General features: G+C 71.5%; 16 protein-coding genes. 2 read left to right on the forward strand and 14 right to left on the reverse strand.

The genetic code is table 11. The features are described 5' to 3' along the window. Window positions 1-277: 277 nt before the first annotated feature. The 5 genes from ftsY to Q5694_RS16215 all read right to left on the reverse strand — a co-directional run bounded on the left by ftsY (window position 278) and on the right by Q5694_RS16215 (window position 8,409). Window positions 278-1,471 (reverse strand): signal recognition particle-docking protein FtsY, encoded by a 1,194-nt coding sequence (gene ftsY, locus Q5694_RS16195; protein ID WP_333933702.1) that lies wholly within the window; start codon window positions 1,469-1,471, stop codon window positions 278-280. Window positions 1,472-2,112: 641 nt separating this feature from the next. Then, window positions 2,113-3,531, reverse strand: a complete 1,419-nt coding sequence (locus Q5694_RS16200; protein WP_333933703.1) for a sugar porter family MFS transporter — start codon at window positions 3,529-3,531, stop codon at window positions 2,113-2,115. Between the two features lie 222 nt (window positions 3,532-3,753). Continuing rightward, on the reverse strand, window positions 3,754-7,332 hold the full coding sequence (gene smc / locus Q5694_RS16205; RefSeq protein WP_333933704.1) for a chromosome segregation protein SMC: 3,579 nt from the start codon (window positions 7,330-7,332) through the stop codon (window positions 3,754-3,756). Between the two features lie 211 nt (window positions 7,333-7,543). After that, window positions 7,544-7,747: a hypothetical protein gene (locus Q5694_RS16210; protein WP_003993245.1), complete on the reverse strand. Its 204-nt coding sequence runs from the start codon at window positions 7,745-7,747 to the stop codon at window positions 7,544-7,546. Window positions 7,748-8,127: 380 nt separating this feature from the next. Beyond that, window positions 8,128-8,409 (reverse strand): acylphosphatase, encoded by a 282-nt coding sequence (locus Q5694_RS16215; protein ID WP_333933706.1) that lies wholly within the window; start codon window positions 8,407-8,409, stop codon window positions 8,128-8,130. 161 nt (window positions 8,410-8,570) lie between these two features. On the opposite strand from Q5694_RS16215, the gene Q5694_RS16220 reads away from it, so the two are divergent. Beyond that, window positions 8,571-9,746 (forward strand): CAP domain-containing protein, encoded by a 1,176-nt coding sequence (locus Q5694_RS16220; RefSeq protein ID WP_333933707.1) that lies wholly within the window; start codon window positions 8,571-8,573, stop codon window positions 9,744-9,746. 12 nt (window positions 9,747-9,758) lie between these two features. On the opposite strand, the gene Q5694_RS16225 is transcribed toward Q5694_RS16220, so the two are convergent. Together Q5694_RS16225 and Q5694_RS16230 are read right to left on the reverse strand one after the other, a co-directional pair. Next, the gene (locus Q5694_RS16225; RefSeq protein WP_333933709.1) at window positions 9,759-10,166 is read right to left on the reverse strand and encodes a hypothetical protein; all 408 of its coding nucleotides are present in this window, start codon (window positions 10,164-10,166) and stop codon (window positions 9,759-9,761) included. A 149-nt stretch (window positions 10,167-10,315) separates the two neighbouring features. Further along, a complete protein-coding gene (locus Q5694_RS16230) occupies window positions 10,316-10,900 on the reverse strand; it encodes a flavodoxin family protein (RefSeq protein ID WP_333933710.1) in 585 nt (194 codons plus the stop codon). 107 nt (window positions 10,901-11,007) lie between these two features. Between Q5694_RS16230 and Q5694_RS16235 the strand changes: the two genes are divergently transcribed. Next, a complete protein-coding gene (locus Q5694_RS16235) occupies window positions 11,008-11,412 on the forward strand; it encodes a winged helix-turn-helix transcriptional regulator (RefSeq protein WP_333933711.1) in 405 nt (134 codons plus the stop codon). Here the strand turns inward: Q5694_RS16235 and mutM are convergent. The 7 genes from mutM to rsmD form a co-directional block, all read right to left on the reverse strand. Further along, window positions 11,385-12,245, reverse strand: coding sequence for a bifunctional DNA-formamidopyrimidine glycosylase/DNA-(apurinic or apyrimidinic site) lyase (gene mutM, locus Q5694_RS16240; protein WP_333933712.1), 861 nt, complete (start codon window positions 12,243-12,245; stop codon window positions 11,385-11,387). The genes Q5694_RS16235 and mutM overlap by 28 nt on opposite strands. A gap of 111 nt (window positions 12,246-12,356) precedes the next feature. Continuing rightward, complete coding sequence (gene rnc / locus Q5694_RS16245; protein WP_333933714.1) at window positions 12,357-13,208, reverse strand: ribonuclease III; 852 nt, start codon at window positions 13,206-13,208, stop codon at window positions 12,357-12,359. Window positions 13,209-13,215: 7 nt separating this feature from the next. Continuing rightward, on the reverse strand, window positions 13,216-13,389 hold the full coding sequence (rpmF, locus tag Q5694_RS16250; RefSeq protein ID WP_007493396.1) for a 50S ribosomal protein L32: 174 nt from the start codon (window positions 13,387-13,389) through the stop codon (window positions 13,216-13,218). Between the two features lie 2 nt (window positions 13,390-13,391). Further along, window positions 13,392-14,036 carry a YceD family protein gene (locus Q5694_RS16255; RefSeq protein ID WP_333933724.1) on the reverse strand — a complete coding sequence of 215 codons (645 nt, stop codon included), beginning with the start codon at window positions 14,034-14,036 and terminating at the stop codon, window positions 13,392-13,394. Window positions 14,037-14,187: 151 nt separating this feature from the next. Further along, on the reverse strand, window positions 14,188-15,264 hold the full coding sequence (locus Q5694_RS16260) for an ATP synthase F0 subunit B (RefSeq protein ID WP_333933725.1): 1,077 nt from the start codon (window positions 15,262-15,264) through the stop codon (window positions 14,188-14,190). A gap of 121 nt (window positions 15,265-15,385) precedes the next feature. Further along, window positions 15,386-15,865: a pantetheine-phosphate adenylyltransferase gene (gene coaD / locus Q5694_RS16265; protein WP_333934080.1), complete on the reverse strand. Its 480-nt coding sequence runs from the start codon at window positions 15,863-15,865 to the stop codon at window positions 15,386-15,388. A gap of 26 nt (window positions 15,866-15,891) precedes the next feature. Then, window positions 15,892-16,479 (reverse strand): 16S rRNA (guanine(966)-N(2))-methyltransferase RsmD, encoded by a 588-nt coding sequence (rsmD, locus tag Q5694_RS16270; RefSeq protein WP_333933726.1) that lies wholly within the window; start codon window positions 16,477-16,479, stop codon window positions 15,892-15,894. Between the last annotated feature and the right edge of the window lie 74 nt (window positions 16,480-16,553).

Consider the following 16,553-nt stretch of genomic DNA (forward strand, 5'->3'; position numbering starts at 1 on the left):
GTGTTCCTAGACAGCTCCACCACATCGGAGGTCTTCGCCATGTTCAAGACCCGCCAGTGTCAGCAACGCTCGTGATCAATACACCTAGGACCTGCCGTCCGGATCAGGTCGGCCGAGAGTCACTGCGTCGTCGCGTCGACGCCGGGCACGATCCGAACGACGGGCGCCCGGCCGCGGCCCGACAAGAGCGAAGCGCCCGTCCCCGACTGCACCTCGGGGGCGGGCGCTTCTCGCGCACACGGATTCTCGCGGGTCGGTTTCTCGACGAGGGCCGAGGTCACTCCCCGATAAGGGCGTCAACGAACGCCTCCGGCTCGAACGGCGCGAGGTCGTCCGCGCCCTCGCCGAGCCCGATGAGCTTGACCGGGACGCCCAGCTCGCGCTGGACCGCGACCACGATGCCGCCCTTGGCCGTGCCGTCCAGCTTGGTGAGCACGATACCGGTGATGTCCACGACCTCGGAGAAGACCCGGGCCTGGACGAGGCCGTTCTGGCCGGTGGTGGCGTCCAGGACGAGGAGCACCTCGTCGACCGGGGCCTGTTTCTCCACGACGCGCTTGACCTTGCCCAGCTCGTCCATCAGACCGGTCTTGGTGTGCAGGCGGCCTGCGGTGTCGATGAGCACGACGTTCGCGCCCATCTCCTTGCCCTCCTTCACCGCGTCGAAGGCCACGGAGGCGGGGTCGCCGCCCTCCGGTCCGCGCACGGTGTAGGCGCCCACGCGCTCGCCCCAGGTCTGGAGCTGGTCGGCGGCGGCGGCCCGGAAGGTGTCGGCCGCGCCCAGGACGACGCTCTGGCCGTCGGCGACCAGGACGCGGGCGAGCTTGCCGGTGGTGGTGGTCTTGCCGGTCCCGTTCACGCCGACGACCATCACGATGCCGGGCTTGCGGTCCTCCGGCTCGGTCTTCACCGCGCGGTCCATGTCGCGGCCGACCAGGGTGATCAGTTCCTCGCGCAGCAGGGTGCGCAGGTCCTCGGGGGTGCGGGTGCCGAGCACCCTGACCCGCTCGCGCAGGCGCTCGACGAGTTCCTGGGTGGGCTGCACGCCGACGTCGGCGGTGAGCAGCGTGTCCTCGATCTCCTCCCAGGTGTCCTCGTCGAGGTGCTCGCGGGACAGCAGGGTGAGCAGGCCCTTGCCCAGGGCGTTCTGCGAGCGGGAGAGCCGGGCCCGCAGCCGGACCAGGCGGCCGGCGGTGGGTTCCGGGATCTCGATCTCGGGGGCGGGCGGCTCCTCGACGACGACCGGAGCCGAGCCGTCCGGAAGATCCACCTCCTCTATCGTGCGCCGCGGTTCCTCCCGCGGCGTCTCGGCCTCGTCGCCGACGTGCGGCTCGGCCGGTGGGGCGGTGATGTCGGGCGCCGCGGGCGGGGGCGGCGGCAGCTGCTTCGTGCGCCGGCTGCCGACGATGAGCCCGCCGAGCGCGCCGAGCACGACCACGGCGATGACTACAGCAAGGATGACGATGTCCATAACGCGTCCAGTATCAGTCATGCACCCCCCGCCCACCCCGCTCGCACCGCCCCGCGGGGCCGCGGCCGCCGGATCTCCACACCCCCGGCGTCTCCCACACCGCCCGCCGCCCGCCCCCGGATCCCGCCGGCGAGGCAGGCGCCGGCCCGATGACGGCGGAGACCGGCCCGGCGGGGCGGACGCCCGCCGGGTAGCGCCAGGTGCCAGGGGAGACGTCCGCCCGCCAGAAGGGACGTCGTCGTCAGGCCCGCCCGGGCCGCCGCGGCTGCGGCGCTCACGCGCCCGCGGGCGGCCGGGATGCCCGAAACCCGGCGCACAACCGCCCCCGCCGCGCCCGCGCGGTGATCCACTGGGGGCGTTCCTGCGCGAGGTGGCCCCGCCGCGGACCGGCTCGGCGCGAACACCGAGGGCACGCGGGGACGCGGGAGTTCGAGGGGCACCGGCGGGGACCGACGAGGGCGGCTGCCGAACCCGGAGGTGGCGGTCCTGCCCGCCCGGGTGATCCAGGGCCGGCGTCGCCGTCCGGTGAGACGGCAGACCGCCGCCCCGGCTCGGGCAGTGGCCGGGCCGGGGCGGCGGCGGGTTACGGGGAGAGGGGCAGCGGGGACTTTGGCCCTTCTCCCCGAGCGGGTGGGACGGGCTCAGCCCATCTCCTCCAGGGACTTGCCCTTGGTCTCCTTGACGAACTTCAGGACGAACGGGATCGAGAGCGCGGCGAAGGCCGTGTAGATCACGTACGTCGCGGAGAGGTTCCAGTCGGCCAGTGACGGGAAGCTCGCGGTGATGGCCCAGTTGGCGATCCACTGTGCGGCGGCGGCCACACCCAGGGCGGCGGCCCGGAGCCGGTTGGGGAACATCTCGCCGAGCATGACCCAGACGACCACGCCCCAGGACAGGGCGAAGAAGAGGACGAAGACGTGCGCGGCGATCAGGGCGATCCAGCCCTGCGCGGCCGGCAGCCTGCCGTCGACGAGGTGGTGGGAGAACGCCCAGGCTTCCAGCGCCAGGCCGACGACCATGCCGACCGAACCGATGATCGCCAGCGGGCGGCGGCCGACGCGGTCGACGAAGATCATCGCGATGACGGTGCCGACGATGTTGATGATCGACGTGGTGAAGGAGTAGAAGAACGAGTCCGTCGGGTCCACGCCGACCGACTGCCACAGCGTCGAGGAGTAGTAGAACGCGACGTTGATGCCGACGAACTGCTGGAAGACCGACAGGCCGATGCCGATCCAGACGATCGGCTTGAAGAAGAAGCTGCCGCCGAGCAGGTCCTTGAAGCTGGAGCGGTGCTCGCTCTTCATGGCGCCCTCGATCTCGGCGACACGGGCGTCGAGGTCGACGTCCTTGCCCTCGACCTCGGCGAGGATCTCCCGGGCGCGCTCGCGCTTGCCGACGGAGATCAGAAAGCGCGGGGACTCGGGGATCGCGAAGGAGAGCAGGCCGTACAGGACGGCCGGGACGACCATGACGCCCAGCATGACCTGCCAGGCCTCCAGGCCCATCAGCTTGCCGCGCTGGTCGCCGTCGGCGGCGTTGAGCAGACCCCAGTTGACCAACTGCGACACGGCGATGCCGATGACGATGGCGGCCTGCTGGAAGGAGCCGAGCCGGCCGCGGTAGGCGGGCGGGGCGACCTCGGCGATGTAGGCCGGGCCGATCACGGACGCCATGCCGATGGCGAATCCGCCGACGACCCGCCAGAAGGCGAGGTCCCACAGCGCGAACGGCAGCGCGGAGCCGACGGCGCTGATGGTGAACAGGACCGCGGCGATCTGCATGCACCGGATGCGGCCGATGCGGTCGGCTATGCGCCCGGCGGTGGCGGCGCCGATGGCGCAGCCGATGAGGGCGATGGCGATGACCTGGGCGAGGGCCGCGGAGCCGACGTCGTAGCGGTCACGGATGGCCTCGACGGCGCCGTTGATCACGGAGCTGTCGTAGCCGAAGAGGAAACCGCCCATCGCGGCCGCCGCCGCGATGAAGATGACGTGCCCGAGATGATCGGGGTGAGCCGTCCCGGCTCCTGACTTGGGTGCCTGCGCTGTGCTGGTCACGTGTACTCCTCGGGCCACCGGCAACGCTGCCGGAGGGGGTCAGCCCTTCGAGGTCCACCTGAAGGTACCTGAAGGTAAAAGGAACGTTGCCGAGACTATGCCTTCAAGTTTCGAAGTCAATAGGGCGGCTGCTGTGAATCAGGCGCAGGAGTGTGCGAGCAATGTGTTCAATAAATGAAGCTACACAGAGGTGCAGGTGAGAAAGGTGTAGACCGCACGCGTCTACCGGAGACGCTGGGAGATGACCTTCGACACACCGTCGCCCTGCATGGAGACGCCGTAGAGCGCGTCGGCGACCTCCATCGTGCGCTTCTGGTGCGTGATCACGATCAGCTGCGAGGCTTCCTGGAGCTCCTGCATGATCCGGATGAGCCGCTGGAGATTGGTGTCGTCGAGGGCGGCTTCGACCTCGTCCATCACGTAGAACGGGCTCGGCCGCGCCTTGAAGATCGACACGAGCATCGCCACGGCGGTCAGCGACCGCTCCCCGCCCGAGAGCAGCGACAGCCGCTTGACCTTCTTGCCCGGCGGACGGGCCTCGACGTCCACACCCGTGGTGAGCATGTTGTCGGGGTCGGTCAGCACCAGCCGCCCCTCACCACCGGGGAACAGCCGGCTGAAGACACCCTCGAACTCGCGGGCGGTGTCCCGGTAGGCCTCGGTGAAGACCTGCTCGACGCGCTCGTCGACCTCCTTCACCACCTGCAGCAGGTCCGCCCGCGTCCTCTTCAGGTCCTCGAGCTGCTCGCTGAGGAACTGGTGGCGTTCCTCCAGTGCCGCGAACTCCTCCAGGGCCAGCGGGTTGACCTTGCCGAGCTGCTGGTAGGCGCGCTCGGCGGCCCTCAGCCGCTTCTCCTGCTCGGCGCGGACGAAGGGCCTTGGCCGGTTGCGCGGATGCTCCGGATCCTCCGGCAGCTCCTCGCCTTCGGCGGGGGGCGAGGGCGGCACGAGCTGACGCGGACCGTACTCCGCCACCAGCCCGGCCGGTTCGACACCCAGCTCCTCCAGTGCCCTGGTCTCCAGCTGCTCGATCCGCAGCCGCTTCTCGGCGCCGAGTACCTCGCCGCGGTGGACCGAATCCGTCAACTTGTCCAGTTCCGCCTTGAGATCGCGCCCCGCGGCGCGCGCCCGGGCCAGTTCCTGCTCACGGTGTGCCTTGGCGGCCTCGGCCGCGGCGCGCTCCTTGTCCGCCCGGGCCAGGGAGACCTCGACGTGCGCGAGCAACTGCCGGGCACCGGATCCGACGGCCTCGGCGACGGCCGCCTCGTGCCGCAGCCGGGCCCGCCGCTGCTCGGCACGCGCGCGTGCCTCGCGCTCCGCCCGGGCGGCCCGGTCCAGCGCATCGGCCCGGCCGGCCAGCCCCTTGACCCGTTCCTCGTGCGTACGGACCTGGAGCCGGGCCTCCATCTCGGTCTGCCGCGCGTTGGCGCCGTCGGCGGCGAGCCGGTCGCGCACGGAGGTGTCCGGCTCCTCCTCCATCGGCATCTCCTCCGCGACGGCGAGCCGCTCGGCGAGTTCCTCGACCTCCTGCAGCGCCCGTTCGAGGGCGTCCTGGGCCCGGGCCGCGGCGGCGGCGGCGCGCTCGGCCTCACCGGTGGCGCCGCGCGCCTGCCCGGCGAGCCGCCCGAGCTGCTGGGCGACGGCCGACTTCTCCCGGTCGGCGGCCCGGCGCCGCTCTCCCAGTTCCTCGACCAGCGCGGCGGCGTCCCTTCGTCGGTCGACGGCCGCGTGCTGGACCTCGGTGAGCTCCTCGCAGCGGACGGCGAGCTCCTCCAGCTCGGCCGCCGCCTCGTCGACGGATGCCTGTACCTCGAGGAGGCTGGGGGCGCCGGCGGAGCCGCCGTGGGCGAAGTGGGTGCCGAGGACGTCTCCCTCGGCGGTGACGGCGGTGAGGTGGGGGTGGCCGTACACGAGGTCTTCCGCGTCTTCGAGGGTGCCGACGACGACGATGCCGTGGAGCAGCCGACGGACGGCCGGCATCAGATCGGAGGGGCCACGGACCAGGTCGGCGGCGTAGGTGTGCCGGGCGTCCGCGGGCGCGTCGTGGCCGGTCACGCGGTCCCCCTCGCCCCTGGCAGGGCCATCTCCTGCCAGGAGCAGGGTGGCCCTGCCCCCGTCCTGTTTGCGGAGGAGCCTGATCGCGTCCGCCGCGGAGGCCGGGGTCGTGACGGCGATCGCGTCGGCTGCCGCTCCGAAGGCCGCCGCGACGGCGGCCTCGTGGCCCGGGGTCACCGTCAGCAGCTCCGCCGCCGGGCCGAGCAGTCCGGAGAGGCGGTCCTCGGCCGCGAGCAGTGTGCCGGTGCCGTCCTTGCGGCGCAGGCCGAGGGCGAGTGCCTCGTGGCGGGCCTGGGTGGCGGCCCGCCTGCGTTCGGCCGTGGTGAGTTCCTCGCGGGCGGCCGTGAGGGCGGCCTCGGCGTCGGTGAGCCGCTGCCTGGCGGCCTCGTGCTGCTCGGCGAGTTCCGCGTCGCCGGCGTCGAGGCCGTCGACCTCCGCCTTGAGGGCCTCGTACTCCTCCTGGGCGGTGACGGCACGTTCCTGCGCCTCGTCGCGGGCCGCGGCCAGGCGTTCGATCTCGGCCTGGGCGGAGGCCGCGCGGGAGCGGGCCGCATTGACCTGGCCGCTGAGCCGGGCCAGCCCTTCACGGCGGTCGGCGATGGCCCGGGCCACGTCCTTGAGGCGCCGTTCCTCCTCGGTCAGGGCGCGCTCCAGTTCGGCGCGGTGGGCGACCGTGTCCTCCAGGGCGCGCTCGGCCGCCTCCAGGGCCGCCTCCAGCTCGGCCTCCTGCTCCCGGATGCGGGCGGCCTCGCGCTCCATGTCCTCGGGGTCGCGGCCGCGCCGCTCCTCGGGGGGCGCGGAGGTGGCGCTCTTCACGCGGGCGTCGGCCAGCGAGATCGTGCCGCGCACGCGCTCGGCGAGCTGGGAGAGTTCGTACCAGGTCTGCTGGGCACGCTGCAGCCGCGGGGACAGCCTGCGCACCTCGTCCTCAAGGAGCGCCTCGCGCTGCAGGGCCTTGCGCAGCTCCTGCTCGGCGGCCTCCTTGCGCTCCTTCAGCGCGGCCTCGTCCGCGATCTCGGCGTCGAGGGCCTCCCGCAGCCGCACGAGGTCGTCGGCGAGGAGGCGCAGACGGGCGTCGCGCAGGTCGGCCTGGATGACGGCGGCCCGCCTCGCCACCGCCGCCTGCCGGCCCAGCGGCTTGAGCTGGCGGCGCAGCTCGTCGGTGAGGTCCTGCACGCGCGCGAGGTTGGCCTGCATCGCGTCCAGCTTCCGCAGCGCCTTCTCCTTGCGCTTGCGGTGCTTGAGGACTCCGGCGGCCTCCTCGATGAAGGCCCGGCGGCCCATGGGGTCGGCGTGCAGGACGGAGTCCAGCTGGCCCTGGCCGACGATGACGTGCATCTCGCGGCCGATGCCGGAGTCCGAGAGCAGTTCCTGGATGTCGAGGAGACGGCAGGTGTCGCCGTTGATCTGGTACTCGCTGCCGCCGTTGCGGAACATGATCCGCGTGATGGTGACCTCGGCGTACTCGATGGGCAGGGCCCCGTCGGAGTTGTCGATGGTCAGGGACACCTCGGCGCGGCCCAGGGGCGGGCGGCCGGTGGTGCCGGCGAAGATGACGTCCTCCATCTTGCCGCCGCGCAGCGACTTGGCGCCCTGCTCGCCCATGACCCAGCTGAGCGCGTCGACGACGTTGGACTTGCCCGAGCCGTTCGGTCCGACGACGCACGTGATCCCGGGCTCGAACCGGAGGGTGGTCGCGGAGGCGAACGATTTGAACCCGCGGAGGGTCAGGGCCTTGAGGTGCACGCCGCCGGACTCTACCGCCCGGTTTCGTCTCACTCCATGAACCCGCGGTTTCGCCGTTGAACACGGAGGGCAGACCAGACGTTGAAGACAGTGAAGGACTCACGGGGGAAAGAGAGAAGGGACGCCGGTGGCGTCCCTTGCACTTCTGACAACTTGGCGGTTGTGACGGGCGGCCCAACCACTGCTGTGCCGATGTGGAGCGGTGCAGTGATCAGGTGAGCGCAGGCTCCGCCTGGTGTGCGTCAACGCTCTCCATGATCCTGTCGTGAGAAGCGGCAGCCGTCAGCGCCTCGTTCTCCGCCTGGATCCGTACGAGCTCGGATTCCAGGTCCTGGACGCGCTGCTGGAGCCGTCGCATCTCGGCGAGGAGTCGAGGGTCGGAGCCGCCGACGTAACCGAGAAGCGCCTTTGCCATGATGGATGGTCCTCCACAATGAGTGACCGACCGATGCGGTGTGGGTCGTGAGGGATTCGCACCCGCAGTCTTGGCAGGGCCTGGAGTTGTGCTGCCGTTCAGCCATGCCAAACAGCTAAGGTGCGCGGGGTGCTTTCAGCGTCTCACCAAAAAGTTTGACGGTCAACACGATCACGCCCCGTATTGGCGGGTGGCCCGGGCGCGCACGGCCTTCGACGGCGGCGCGGCGACTTCAGCGGGCCCTGGGGGCGTGGCGATCATCCTTGCCGCCGGAGCCTTCCGGCGCAAGGGGTTCTCGGCGACCACCAGCGAGTTTCCGTTCCCGGCGGCGGCCGGACGCCGCACCCGGCGCCCCCCGAGGGGCCGCCGGGTCGCCCCGGTCAGCGGATGGCGAAGCCCTCGTAGCCGCCGCGCGGTGTGTCCCACATCTCGGTGACGCCGTCCACGCGCCCGGGCGTGTCGCCGCCCTGGAGCCAGGTGAGCAGACCCTCACAGCTGTCGCGGGAGCCTTCGGCGACCACTTGGACCCGCCCGTCGCCCAAATTGAGAGCAAAGCCACTCAGGCCGCCGATCTCCAGGGCCTTGGCCCGCGTGAACCAGCGGAAACCCACACCTTGGACGCGTCCCCGCACCCAGGCGACCAGTCGCACATCCTCGCTCATGGGTGCAACCTAACCGCGCGAACCCGCTCCGGGCACTTCCTCCCCACCCGCCATGCGGTACCGTCCCCCCTCAACGCATCTCATATGAAACTCACACGATCGAGTGAGTTTCGTGTTGATCTCGAGGACGAGTCGACCGCCAGGACGAGGAAGGCCAGGACATGGGACGCCACCGACGCTCCGCCGACGGCCGCGCCGCCGAGGGCCGCGCCACGGGGTTCGCCCACGCCGACGGCTTCGCGGAGGGCCACGGCCCGCTGCACTCCACCACGGACGACGCTCCGACGATGGGCATCGCGCCCTACCTGAACCCGGAGGCGTACGCCGGCACCTACGCCAGCACCGAGGCCTACCTGTTCGGGGCGCAGCAGGAGCCCGAGGCGGACGACCGCTTCGTGGAGACGACCGCTCTCGCGAGTGACGGGTTCCGGGGCGACGGCTTCGGCGGCGACGCCTTCGGCAGCGACGGTTTCACGCCCGGCGGCGGTGCCCGTCGCGCGGGCGCGCACCGCCGCCGCAAGAAGGCCGCCCGTCCGGTGCGCACCGGGCTGCTGGGCGTCTCCGCGGCCGTCGCGCTCGGTACGGTGGCGGTCGCCACGGGTGCGGTGCCCGGCCTGGAGAACTACAAGCTGGGCGGCAGCAGCGGCACCGACAAGGTGCAGGCCGGTGACACGCCGACGAACACGCCGGCCGAGCAGGGCGGCACGTCCGGCAGCGCCGAGGGCCGTGAGAGCGCGCCGACCAGCCGGGACGCCCGGCGGACGGCGTCCCCGTCGCCGTCCGCCTCGAAGACTTCGGCGGCACCGAGCAAGACGCCGGAGAAGGCGGAGAAGACCCAGGACGAGAAGCCGGAGAAGAAGAAGCCGGCGGCCACGCCCAGCGAGAAGCCGGACGACACGCCCTCCCGCACGGCCACGAGCGCACCGAGGAAGCCCAGCGCCTCCGCGTCGCTGTCCGGGGAGTCCTCCGCCGCCGCCCAGGTGCTCGCCCTGGTGAACGAGGAGCGGGCGAAGGTGGGCTGCACCCCGGTCGCCGCGAGCAGCGCGCTGAAGGACCTCGCGCAGACCTACAGCGAGGACATGGCGGCGCGGGGCTTCTTCGACCACACCGACCCCGACGGCCGCACGCCGTGGGACCGGGCGGAGAAGGCCGGGATATCCAACCTCGGCGGCGAGAACATAGCCCGCGGCCAGGCCGACGCCGCGGCCGTGATGGACGCCTGGATGAACAGCCCCGGCCACCGCGCGAACATACTGAACTGCGACTTCAAGACCCTGGGCGTGGGCGTCGAGTTCGGCTCGGGCGGCCCTTGGTGGACGCAGAACTTCGGCTACTGAGGCAGCCGCAGGTCAGCGGCCCACTTCGGGAGCCGTCCCTGCGGACGGCTCCCACCGGGCGCCGCCCCCGGCTGCCTCCGGATCGAAATCCTGGGGCAGGAGGTGACGCCCCGTATTCCGGTGGAGGAACTCCTCCAGCCGTGACGGGGCGATCGCATCGGCCGGGAGGTCGCCCGCACGAGGGCGGTAGAGGTCGACCAGCCGCGTCGCCGGCTCCTCGTCGAGCGGGAGGGCCTGGTAGCGGTCGATCGTCCCCCGGTAGAAGAGCCGGCTGTTCAGCCGACCGGCAGGGCAGCGGCCGCGGCCCGCGAGAGGGACCTCGGGCTCGTGCTCGTCGCCGTAGGCACCGACGTAGAGGTACGCGGCACTCGCAGGACCTCGTCGAGAACAGACGTCGGGTCGGGCCTTGCAGCGCCGCAAGACTCGGGCCTCGGCCTCGGGACGGGGTCCGGGACGGCCGCCGACCACACCGGGTGGATCAGTTCCCTTGCGCAGTCCGGCAGCCCCGGGGTGCATCCGAGAAGCGGTCAGAGGTCCGGCCCCGCGGCTCCCCCGTCACCGGCCCCCGCTCACGCCGCGGCCAGCCCCCGCAGGAACACGCGCGCCGTTTCCGTCACCCGGCGGCCCAGGTGTTCCGCCGTGGCGATGTCGGCCTTGTGGACGGCCTCGGGGCCCTCGTCCGCGTTGGTCTGGGCGGCCGCGCCCGCGAAGACGCCCAGGCGGTTGAGGTCGTTCTCCGAGCCGGTCGTGCTGTTCCAGCCGGGCAGCAGGCCGAGGTTGACCCAGTGCATGCCGAGCTGCGCGGCGAGGATCTGGAAGAACTGCAGGGTGTGCAGCTTGTCCCCGCTCTTGGAGGCCGAGTTGGTGAAGCCGGCGGCCAGCTTGTCGCTCCAGGCCTGCGTGGCCCAGCGCTTGGAGGTGGCCTCCGCGAAGACGTGGAAGGCACCGGAAGCCGTACCCATGTAGGTCGGCGAGCCGAAGACGATGACGTCGGAGCGGTCCAGCACCGCCCACTGCTCGTCGGTGATCTCGTCGACCTTGATCAGGTGCACGTCGGCGCCGGCCTCCAGGGCACCGGCCCGGACGGCCTCGGCGAGGACGGCGGTGTGGCCGAATCCGGAGTGGTAGGCCAGGGAAACGACAGGGGTGGTCACGGGAGAGCTCCTTGATTGAGCAGGTCGCTGACGATGACCACAGGAAAGCACTAACTTCTAGTTAGTGCAACCTACTGGATAGCGCTGCGCTGGCGTAGGCTGGTCGCATGACCACGACCCAGGAGTCCACGGAAGGGCTGGACAGCCTCCCGTACAGCGTGTTCGCCAAGGCCTGCCCCTCGCGCGGCACCCTGGAACACGTCACCGGCCGCTGGGGCGGACTCACGCTCGGCGCCCTGTACGAAGGCTCGCTGCGCTTCAACGAGCTGCGCCGCCGCGTCGACGGCGTCAGCGAGAAGATGCTGTCCCAGACGTTGCACGCGCTGGAGCGGGACGGCCTGGTGCACCGCGAGGCGCAACCGACCAACCCGCCCCGCGTGGACTACGAGCTGACGCCCCTGGGACGCGGCGTCGCCGAGCGCCTGCTGACCCTCATCCACTTCGTTGAGGGGCGGATGGACGACGTGCTGGAGGCCCGCCGGCGTTACGACGAGACGCGCGGCACCGGCTGACACTTCGGGCAGAAGTAGCTCGACCGGTTCATCCACGGCCGCCGTCGCATGGCCGTCCCGCAGCGCCGGCACGGCAGACCCTCCCGGCCGTACGCGTCGAGGGACCGGTCGAAGTAGCCCGACTCGCCGTTGACGTTGACGTACAGGCTGTCGAAGCTGGTGCCGCCGACGGCGAGGGCCGCGTTCATGACGTCCCGCACGTGGGTGAGCAGTTGCAGCGTGCGCGGACGGGTGAGGGTCGCCGTCGGGCGCTCGTAGTGGAGGCGGGAGCGCCACAGCGCCTCGTCCGCGTAGATGTTGCCGACTCCGCTGATCAGCGACTGGTCGAGGAGGGCCCGCTTGATCGTGGTCCGCTTGCGGCGCAGGGCCTGGTGGAACGCCTCGTCGTCGAAGAGCGGGTCGAGCGGGTCGCGGGCGATGTGCGCGATGACGTCGGGCAGCCCGTCCGGGGTGGTCTCGTGCAGCGACAGGCCGCCGAAGGTGCGCTGGTCGACGAAGCGCAGTTCGGTGTCCGCGGTGTCGGTGAAGCGGACCCGGATGCGCAGGTGCTTCTCGTCGGGCGCGGTGCGCGGCTGGACCAGCAGCTGGCCGCTCATGCCGAGGTGCGCCAGGATCGACTGGTCGGTGTCCTCCAGGGGCAGCCACAGGTACTTTCCGCGGCGGCTCGGGACGCCGACGCGGTGTCCCGCCAGGCGCTGCGCGAAGTCCTCGGCGCCCGCGAGGTGGCGGCGCACCGCGCGCGGGTGCAGCACCTCGGCGCCGGCGACGGTGCGGTGGGCGACCCACCGCTCGAGTCCGCGCCGGACGACCTCGACCTCGGGCAACTCGGGCATGGGACTCCCCCGTCACGAACGTGCGGACGATCCGAGCGCCCGCCCCGGCCGGGGCGGGCGCTCGGATGCGCTGTGCTGTGGCCGGGCGCCCCGTGCGGGGCGGCCGGTGCGTCAGCCGCCGACGCCGCTGCCGTCGACGGCCGCGTGGGCGGCCTGGACCGCCGCCGTCTGCGTCGCCTCGGCGTCCTTGGCCGCCTTGGCGCGCTCGTCCGCCGCGGCCCGGATGGAGCGCCAGGCGGACTCGGCGGCCTGCTGCTCCGCCTCCTTCTTGCTGCGGCCGGTGCCGGTGCCGTACGAGACGCCTCCGACGCGGGCGGCAGCAGTGAAGGTCTTCTCGTGGTCGGGGCCGGTCTCCGTGACCAGGTACTCGGGAACGCCGAGCCCTTCGGTCGCGGTGAGCTCCTGGAGGCTGGTCTTCCAGTCCAGGCCGGCTCCGAGGTTCGAGGACTTCTCGATCAGGGGGTCGAACAGGCGGTGCACCAGCTCCGCCGCCGAGTCCAGGCCCTGGTCGAGGTAGACCGCGCCGATCACCGCCTCCAGGGTGTCGGCCAGGATGGACGCCTTGTCCCGCCCGCCCGTGCCCTCTTCACCGCGGCCGAGCCGGATGAAGGAGCCCAGGTCGAGCCCGCGGCCCACCTCGGCGAGCGCACGCGAGTTCACCACCGCGGCCCGCAGCTTGGCCAGCTGGCCTTCGGGCAGGTCCGGGTGGGTGCGGTACAGCGTGTCCGTGACCACGAGACCGAGTACGGAGTCCCCGAGGAACTCCAGGCGCTCGTTGGTCGGCAGACCGCCGTTCTCGTATGCGTACGACCGGTGGGTCAGTGCGCGCACCAGAAGGGCGGACTCGACCTGGTAGCCGAGCCGCCCTTCCAGAAGCGTGTGGGACGAGGCCTGGTTGTCCGCCGGAGCACTCCCGCTCACGCGGGAAGACTTGTTCTTAGGCGTGGACACAGTGCCTCTCACCAGCCGCTCAGACCTCGAGGACCTGGCGCTTGTTGTAGGTGCCGCACGACGGGCACGCGATGTGCTGCAGCTTGGGCTCGTGGCAGCGCTCGCACGCAACCAGGGTGGGGACCGCAGCCTTCCACTGCGACCGGCGGTGGCGCGTGTTGCTGCGCGACATCTTCCGCTTCGGAACAGCCACGGCTACTTCTCCTGCTTCTCGTCGACGCCCGCTTCGGCGCCGCTCATCTCGTCCTTCTCGCCGTCCGACATGGTGTCGGCGAGTCCCTGCAGTGCCGCCCAACGGATGTCGACGGCGTCATGGTGGTGGTCCGGGTCGTCCGCCAGCCGCGCGCCGCACTCGGCGCACAGACCAGGGCAGTCTTCCTGGCACACCGGCTGCATCGGCAGTGCGAGCACCACCGCATCACGCAGCACGGGCTCGAGGTCGAACAAGCCGTCCTCGAGGAAGAGCCTGTCCTCGTCGTCCTCGGCGTCGTCGCCCGGTTCCGCGATCACGCGGCCCCGGTCGTCGGCGTCAGGGTACGAGAACATCTCCTGGAAGTCCGCTTCGAGCTCCAGCTCGAGCGGCTCCAGACACCTTACGCACTCCCCTGCGGCCGTGGCACGGGCGGTGCCTGTGACGAGCACCCCTTCCATGACCGACTCCATGCGGAGTTCCAGCTCCACCGGAGCACCCTCGGGCACTCCGATGACTCCCTTGATACCGAAGTCCTTGGGAGCGTCGACCGTGCGGGACAGGCGCTGCAGCGCACCAGGCCGCCGGCCCAGCTCGTGCGTGTCGAACACGAGGGGGTTGCGGTGGTCGAGGCGGGCGTTCAGGGCCATTCCTGCTTTCGGTCTGCTGGGCTCAGGGGGGACGCCGCCCTCGGTGTTCTGCGGGCAGCGTGGATCGCGGACGTATACGCAGTCAGCGAAAGCGCACGCGCGACCGAAGAGCCAGGATACTGGACCTTTCGCTCTCGGCCCAATCCGGTGCTCAGCCCTGGCCGCGCCCCTGCTCGTAGGCGCGCAGCTGCTCGGCGCTGATCATGCTGGTGTCGAAGAGGCTGGTCTCGTCGAGGGCGTACCCCTGGGCCTGCTGCGCCTGGTGCACCTGCTGCTGGGCGTGCTGCGCCTGCTGCTGGGCCCGGTGCGGATCGTAGGCCGCCTGCTGCGGGTCGTAGCCCTGATACGCGTAGGGATCGGCCTGCGGGTAGCCGTACGGGTCCTGCTGGGTCGCGTACGGCTGCTGCGCGTAGTCGCCGTAGGGGTCGGGCTGCTGCCCGTAGCCGTACGCCGGCTGCGGCTGCGGGTACTCCTCCTGCGGCGCGGCCGGCCGCTCGGCCGGGGGCTCGGCGGTGAGGGCGGCCAGGTCGGCGAGGTAGTCGGCGTCGCTGGAGTGCTGGACGGTGCTCGTGTCGTCGGCGAGGGCGCCGAGGTCGTCGGTGGCGATCCGGCCGTGCAGCTTCTGCCGGCCCCGGCCGACGGCCTCCAGGGTCTTGGCGAGGACCGCCTCGAAGGCGCCGAGCTTGGCGTCGACGTACTCGTCGGCAGTGCGCCGCTGGGTGTCCGGGTCGTGGCTGCGCTCGGGGGCGTCCTCGTCCTCGTAGCCCTGCTCGTCGATGCCGGGGCCGGTGCCCAGGAGCTTCTCGCGGCCGCGGCCGACGGAGCCGAGGGTCTTGGTGAGGACGACCTCGAAGTTGGCGAGCTTGGAGTCGACGTATTCGTCGGCCTCCGCGCGGACCTCCTCGGCCTCCTGGCGGGCCTCGGCGAGGATCCGGTCGGCCTCGGCCTGGGAACGGCGGGCGATCTCGGTGCCGGAGATCAGCGAACCGCGCTCGGCGTGCGCGCTCTCGATGATCCGCTGGGCCTCCTGGCGGGCCTGCTCGACCATCTGCTCACGGCCGCCGATCAGCTCCCGGGCCTCGGCGAGGGAGTCGGGCAGCGCCGCGCGCAGCTCCTCCAGCATCGCGAGCAGTTCGGCGCGGTTCACCACGCACGAGGCCGACATGGGCATGGACCGGGCGCCGGAGACCGCGGCGACGATCTCGTCGAGCTTCTTCTGCACGTCCACCGTGTGCTCGCCACTCTCTACAGATGCGTTGGAGACGGACGGGACGACTGTACGGCCAGGGGGCCCCGGGGAACACCGGGTGACGGACCGTCAGGTCAGTGACGGGGCGCCCGGGACCCGGTCAGTTCTTCCGCAGGCGCTCGGTGAGCACCTCCAGGACCTCCGCGGGCACCAGGTGGGAGACGTCGCCGCCCCAGGTCGCCACCTCCTTGACCAGGGAGGACGACAGGAAGCTGTAGGTGGGGTTGGTGGGGATGAAGAGGGTCTCCACCCCGGACAGGCCGTTGTTCATCTGGGCCATCTGCAGCTCGTAGTCGAAATCGCTCACCGCCCGCAGGCCCTTGACGATGGCGGGGATCTCGCGCTGCTTGCAGAAGTCGACGAGCAGGCCGTGGAAGGCCTCCACGCGGACGTTGCCGTACTCGGCGGTGACCCGGCGGATCAGGTCGATCCGCTCCTCGATCTCGAACAGGCCCTTCTTGGACTGGTTGATCATCACCGCGACGTAGACCTCGTCGTACAGCCTGGAGGCGCGCGAGATGATGTCGAGGTGTCCGTTGGTGATCGGGTCGAACGACCCGGGACAGACGGCGCGGCGCACTTGTGATCCCTCGCTCTCCGGTCCGGTCATCGTGCGTCTTCGCACGTAGAGGCGGCGCGACCGTACCAAAACGTTCCCTCGCCGTAGCGACGGGCCCGCAGGGGTGCGAAACCGTCGGGCCACCGGAATTCCCCGCCTCTGGTGCTGCGCTCCACGGTGACGAGGGCTTCTGCGGCGAGCCAGCCCTCCGAGCGGAGTGTGAGGAGGATCTCCCGGAGATCGTCGTCCGTGACGGCGTACGGCGGGTCCAGGAACACCAGGTCGTACGGCTCGGCGGGGGGTGCGGTGCGGATGACCTGTTCCGCTTTGCCCGCTCTCACCTCGGCGCCCGGCAGGCCGAGGTTCTTCACGTTCTCCCGGACCGTGCGCACGGCTCTGGCGTCGGCTTCGACGAGGAGGGTGTGGCCGGCGCCTCGGGAGAGCGCTTCCAGGCCCACGGCTCCTGATCCCGCGTAGAGGTCGAGGACACGTTCGCCGTCCAGGGGGCCGCCGAGGAGGGATTGCCAGGTGGAGAAGAGGCCCTCTCGGGCGCGGTCCGATGTGGGGCGGGTTCCTGTGCCGGGCGGGACTGCCAGGCGGCGTCCGCCGGCCGTGCCGGCGATCACGCGGGTCATCTCGGGTCCTTGGTCGTGGGTCGCATCACGGTTCAGTGTGGCCGGTCGCGCCCTCGCGGCGGTAGCCGCATACG

Source organism: Streptomyces sp. AHA2 (assembly GCF_036857595.1).
GTDB lineage: Bacteria > Actinomycetota > Actinomycetes > Streptomycetales > Streptomycetaceae > Streptomyces.

Excerpts from the sequence above, each read along its gene's own strand:
- Q5694_RS16215 (WP_333933706.1), bottom strand. The coding sequence starts at position 8,409 with ATGAGCGAGGATGTGCGACTGGTCGCCTGGGTGCGGGGACGCGTCCAA.
- ftsY (WP_333933702.1), bottom strand. The coding sequence starts at position 1,471 with ATGGACATCGTCATCCTTGCTGTAGTCATCGCCGTGGTCGTGCTCGGC.
- Q5694_RS16210 (WP_003993245.1), bottom strand. The coding sequence starts at position 7,747 with ATGGCAAAGGCGCTTCTCGGTTACGTCGGCGGCTCCGACCCTCGACTC.
- rsmD (WP_333933726.1), bottom strand. The coding sequence starts at position 16,479 with ATGACCCGCGTGATCGCCGGCACGGCCGGCGGACGCCGCCTGGCAGTC.
- mutM (WP_333933712.1), bottom strand. The coding sequence starts at position 12,245 with ATGCCCGAGTTGCCCGAGGTCGAGGTCGTCCGGCGCGGACTCGAGCGG.
- Q5694_RS16235 (WP_333933711.1), top strand. The coding sequence starts at position 11,008 with ATGACCACGACCCAGGAGTCCACGGAAGGGCTGGACAGCCTCCCGTAC.
- Q5694_RS16220 (WP_333933707.1), top strand. The coding sequence starts at position 8,571 with ATGGGACGCCACCGACGCTCCGCCGACGGCCGCGCCGCCGAGGGCCGC.
- Q5694_RS16255 (WP_333933724.1), bottom strand. The coding sequence starts at position 14,036 with ATGGCCCTGAACGCCCGCCTCGACCACCGCAACCCCCTCGTGTTCGAC.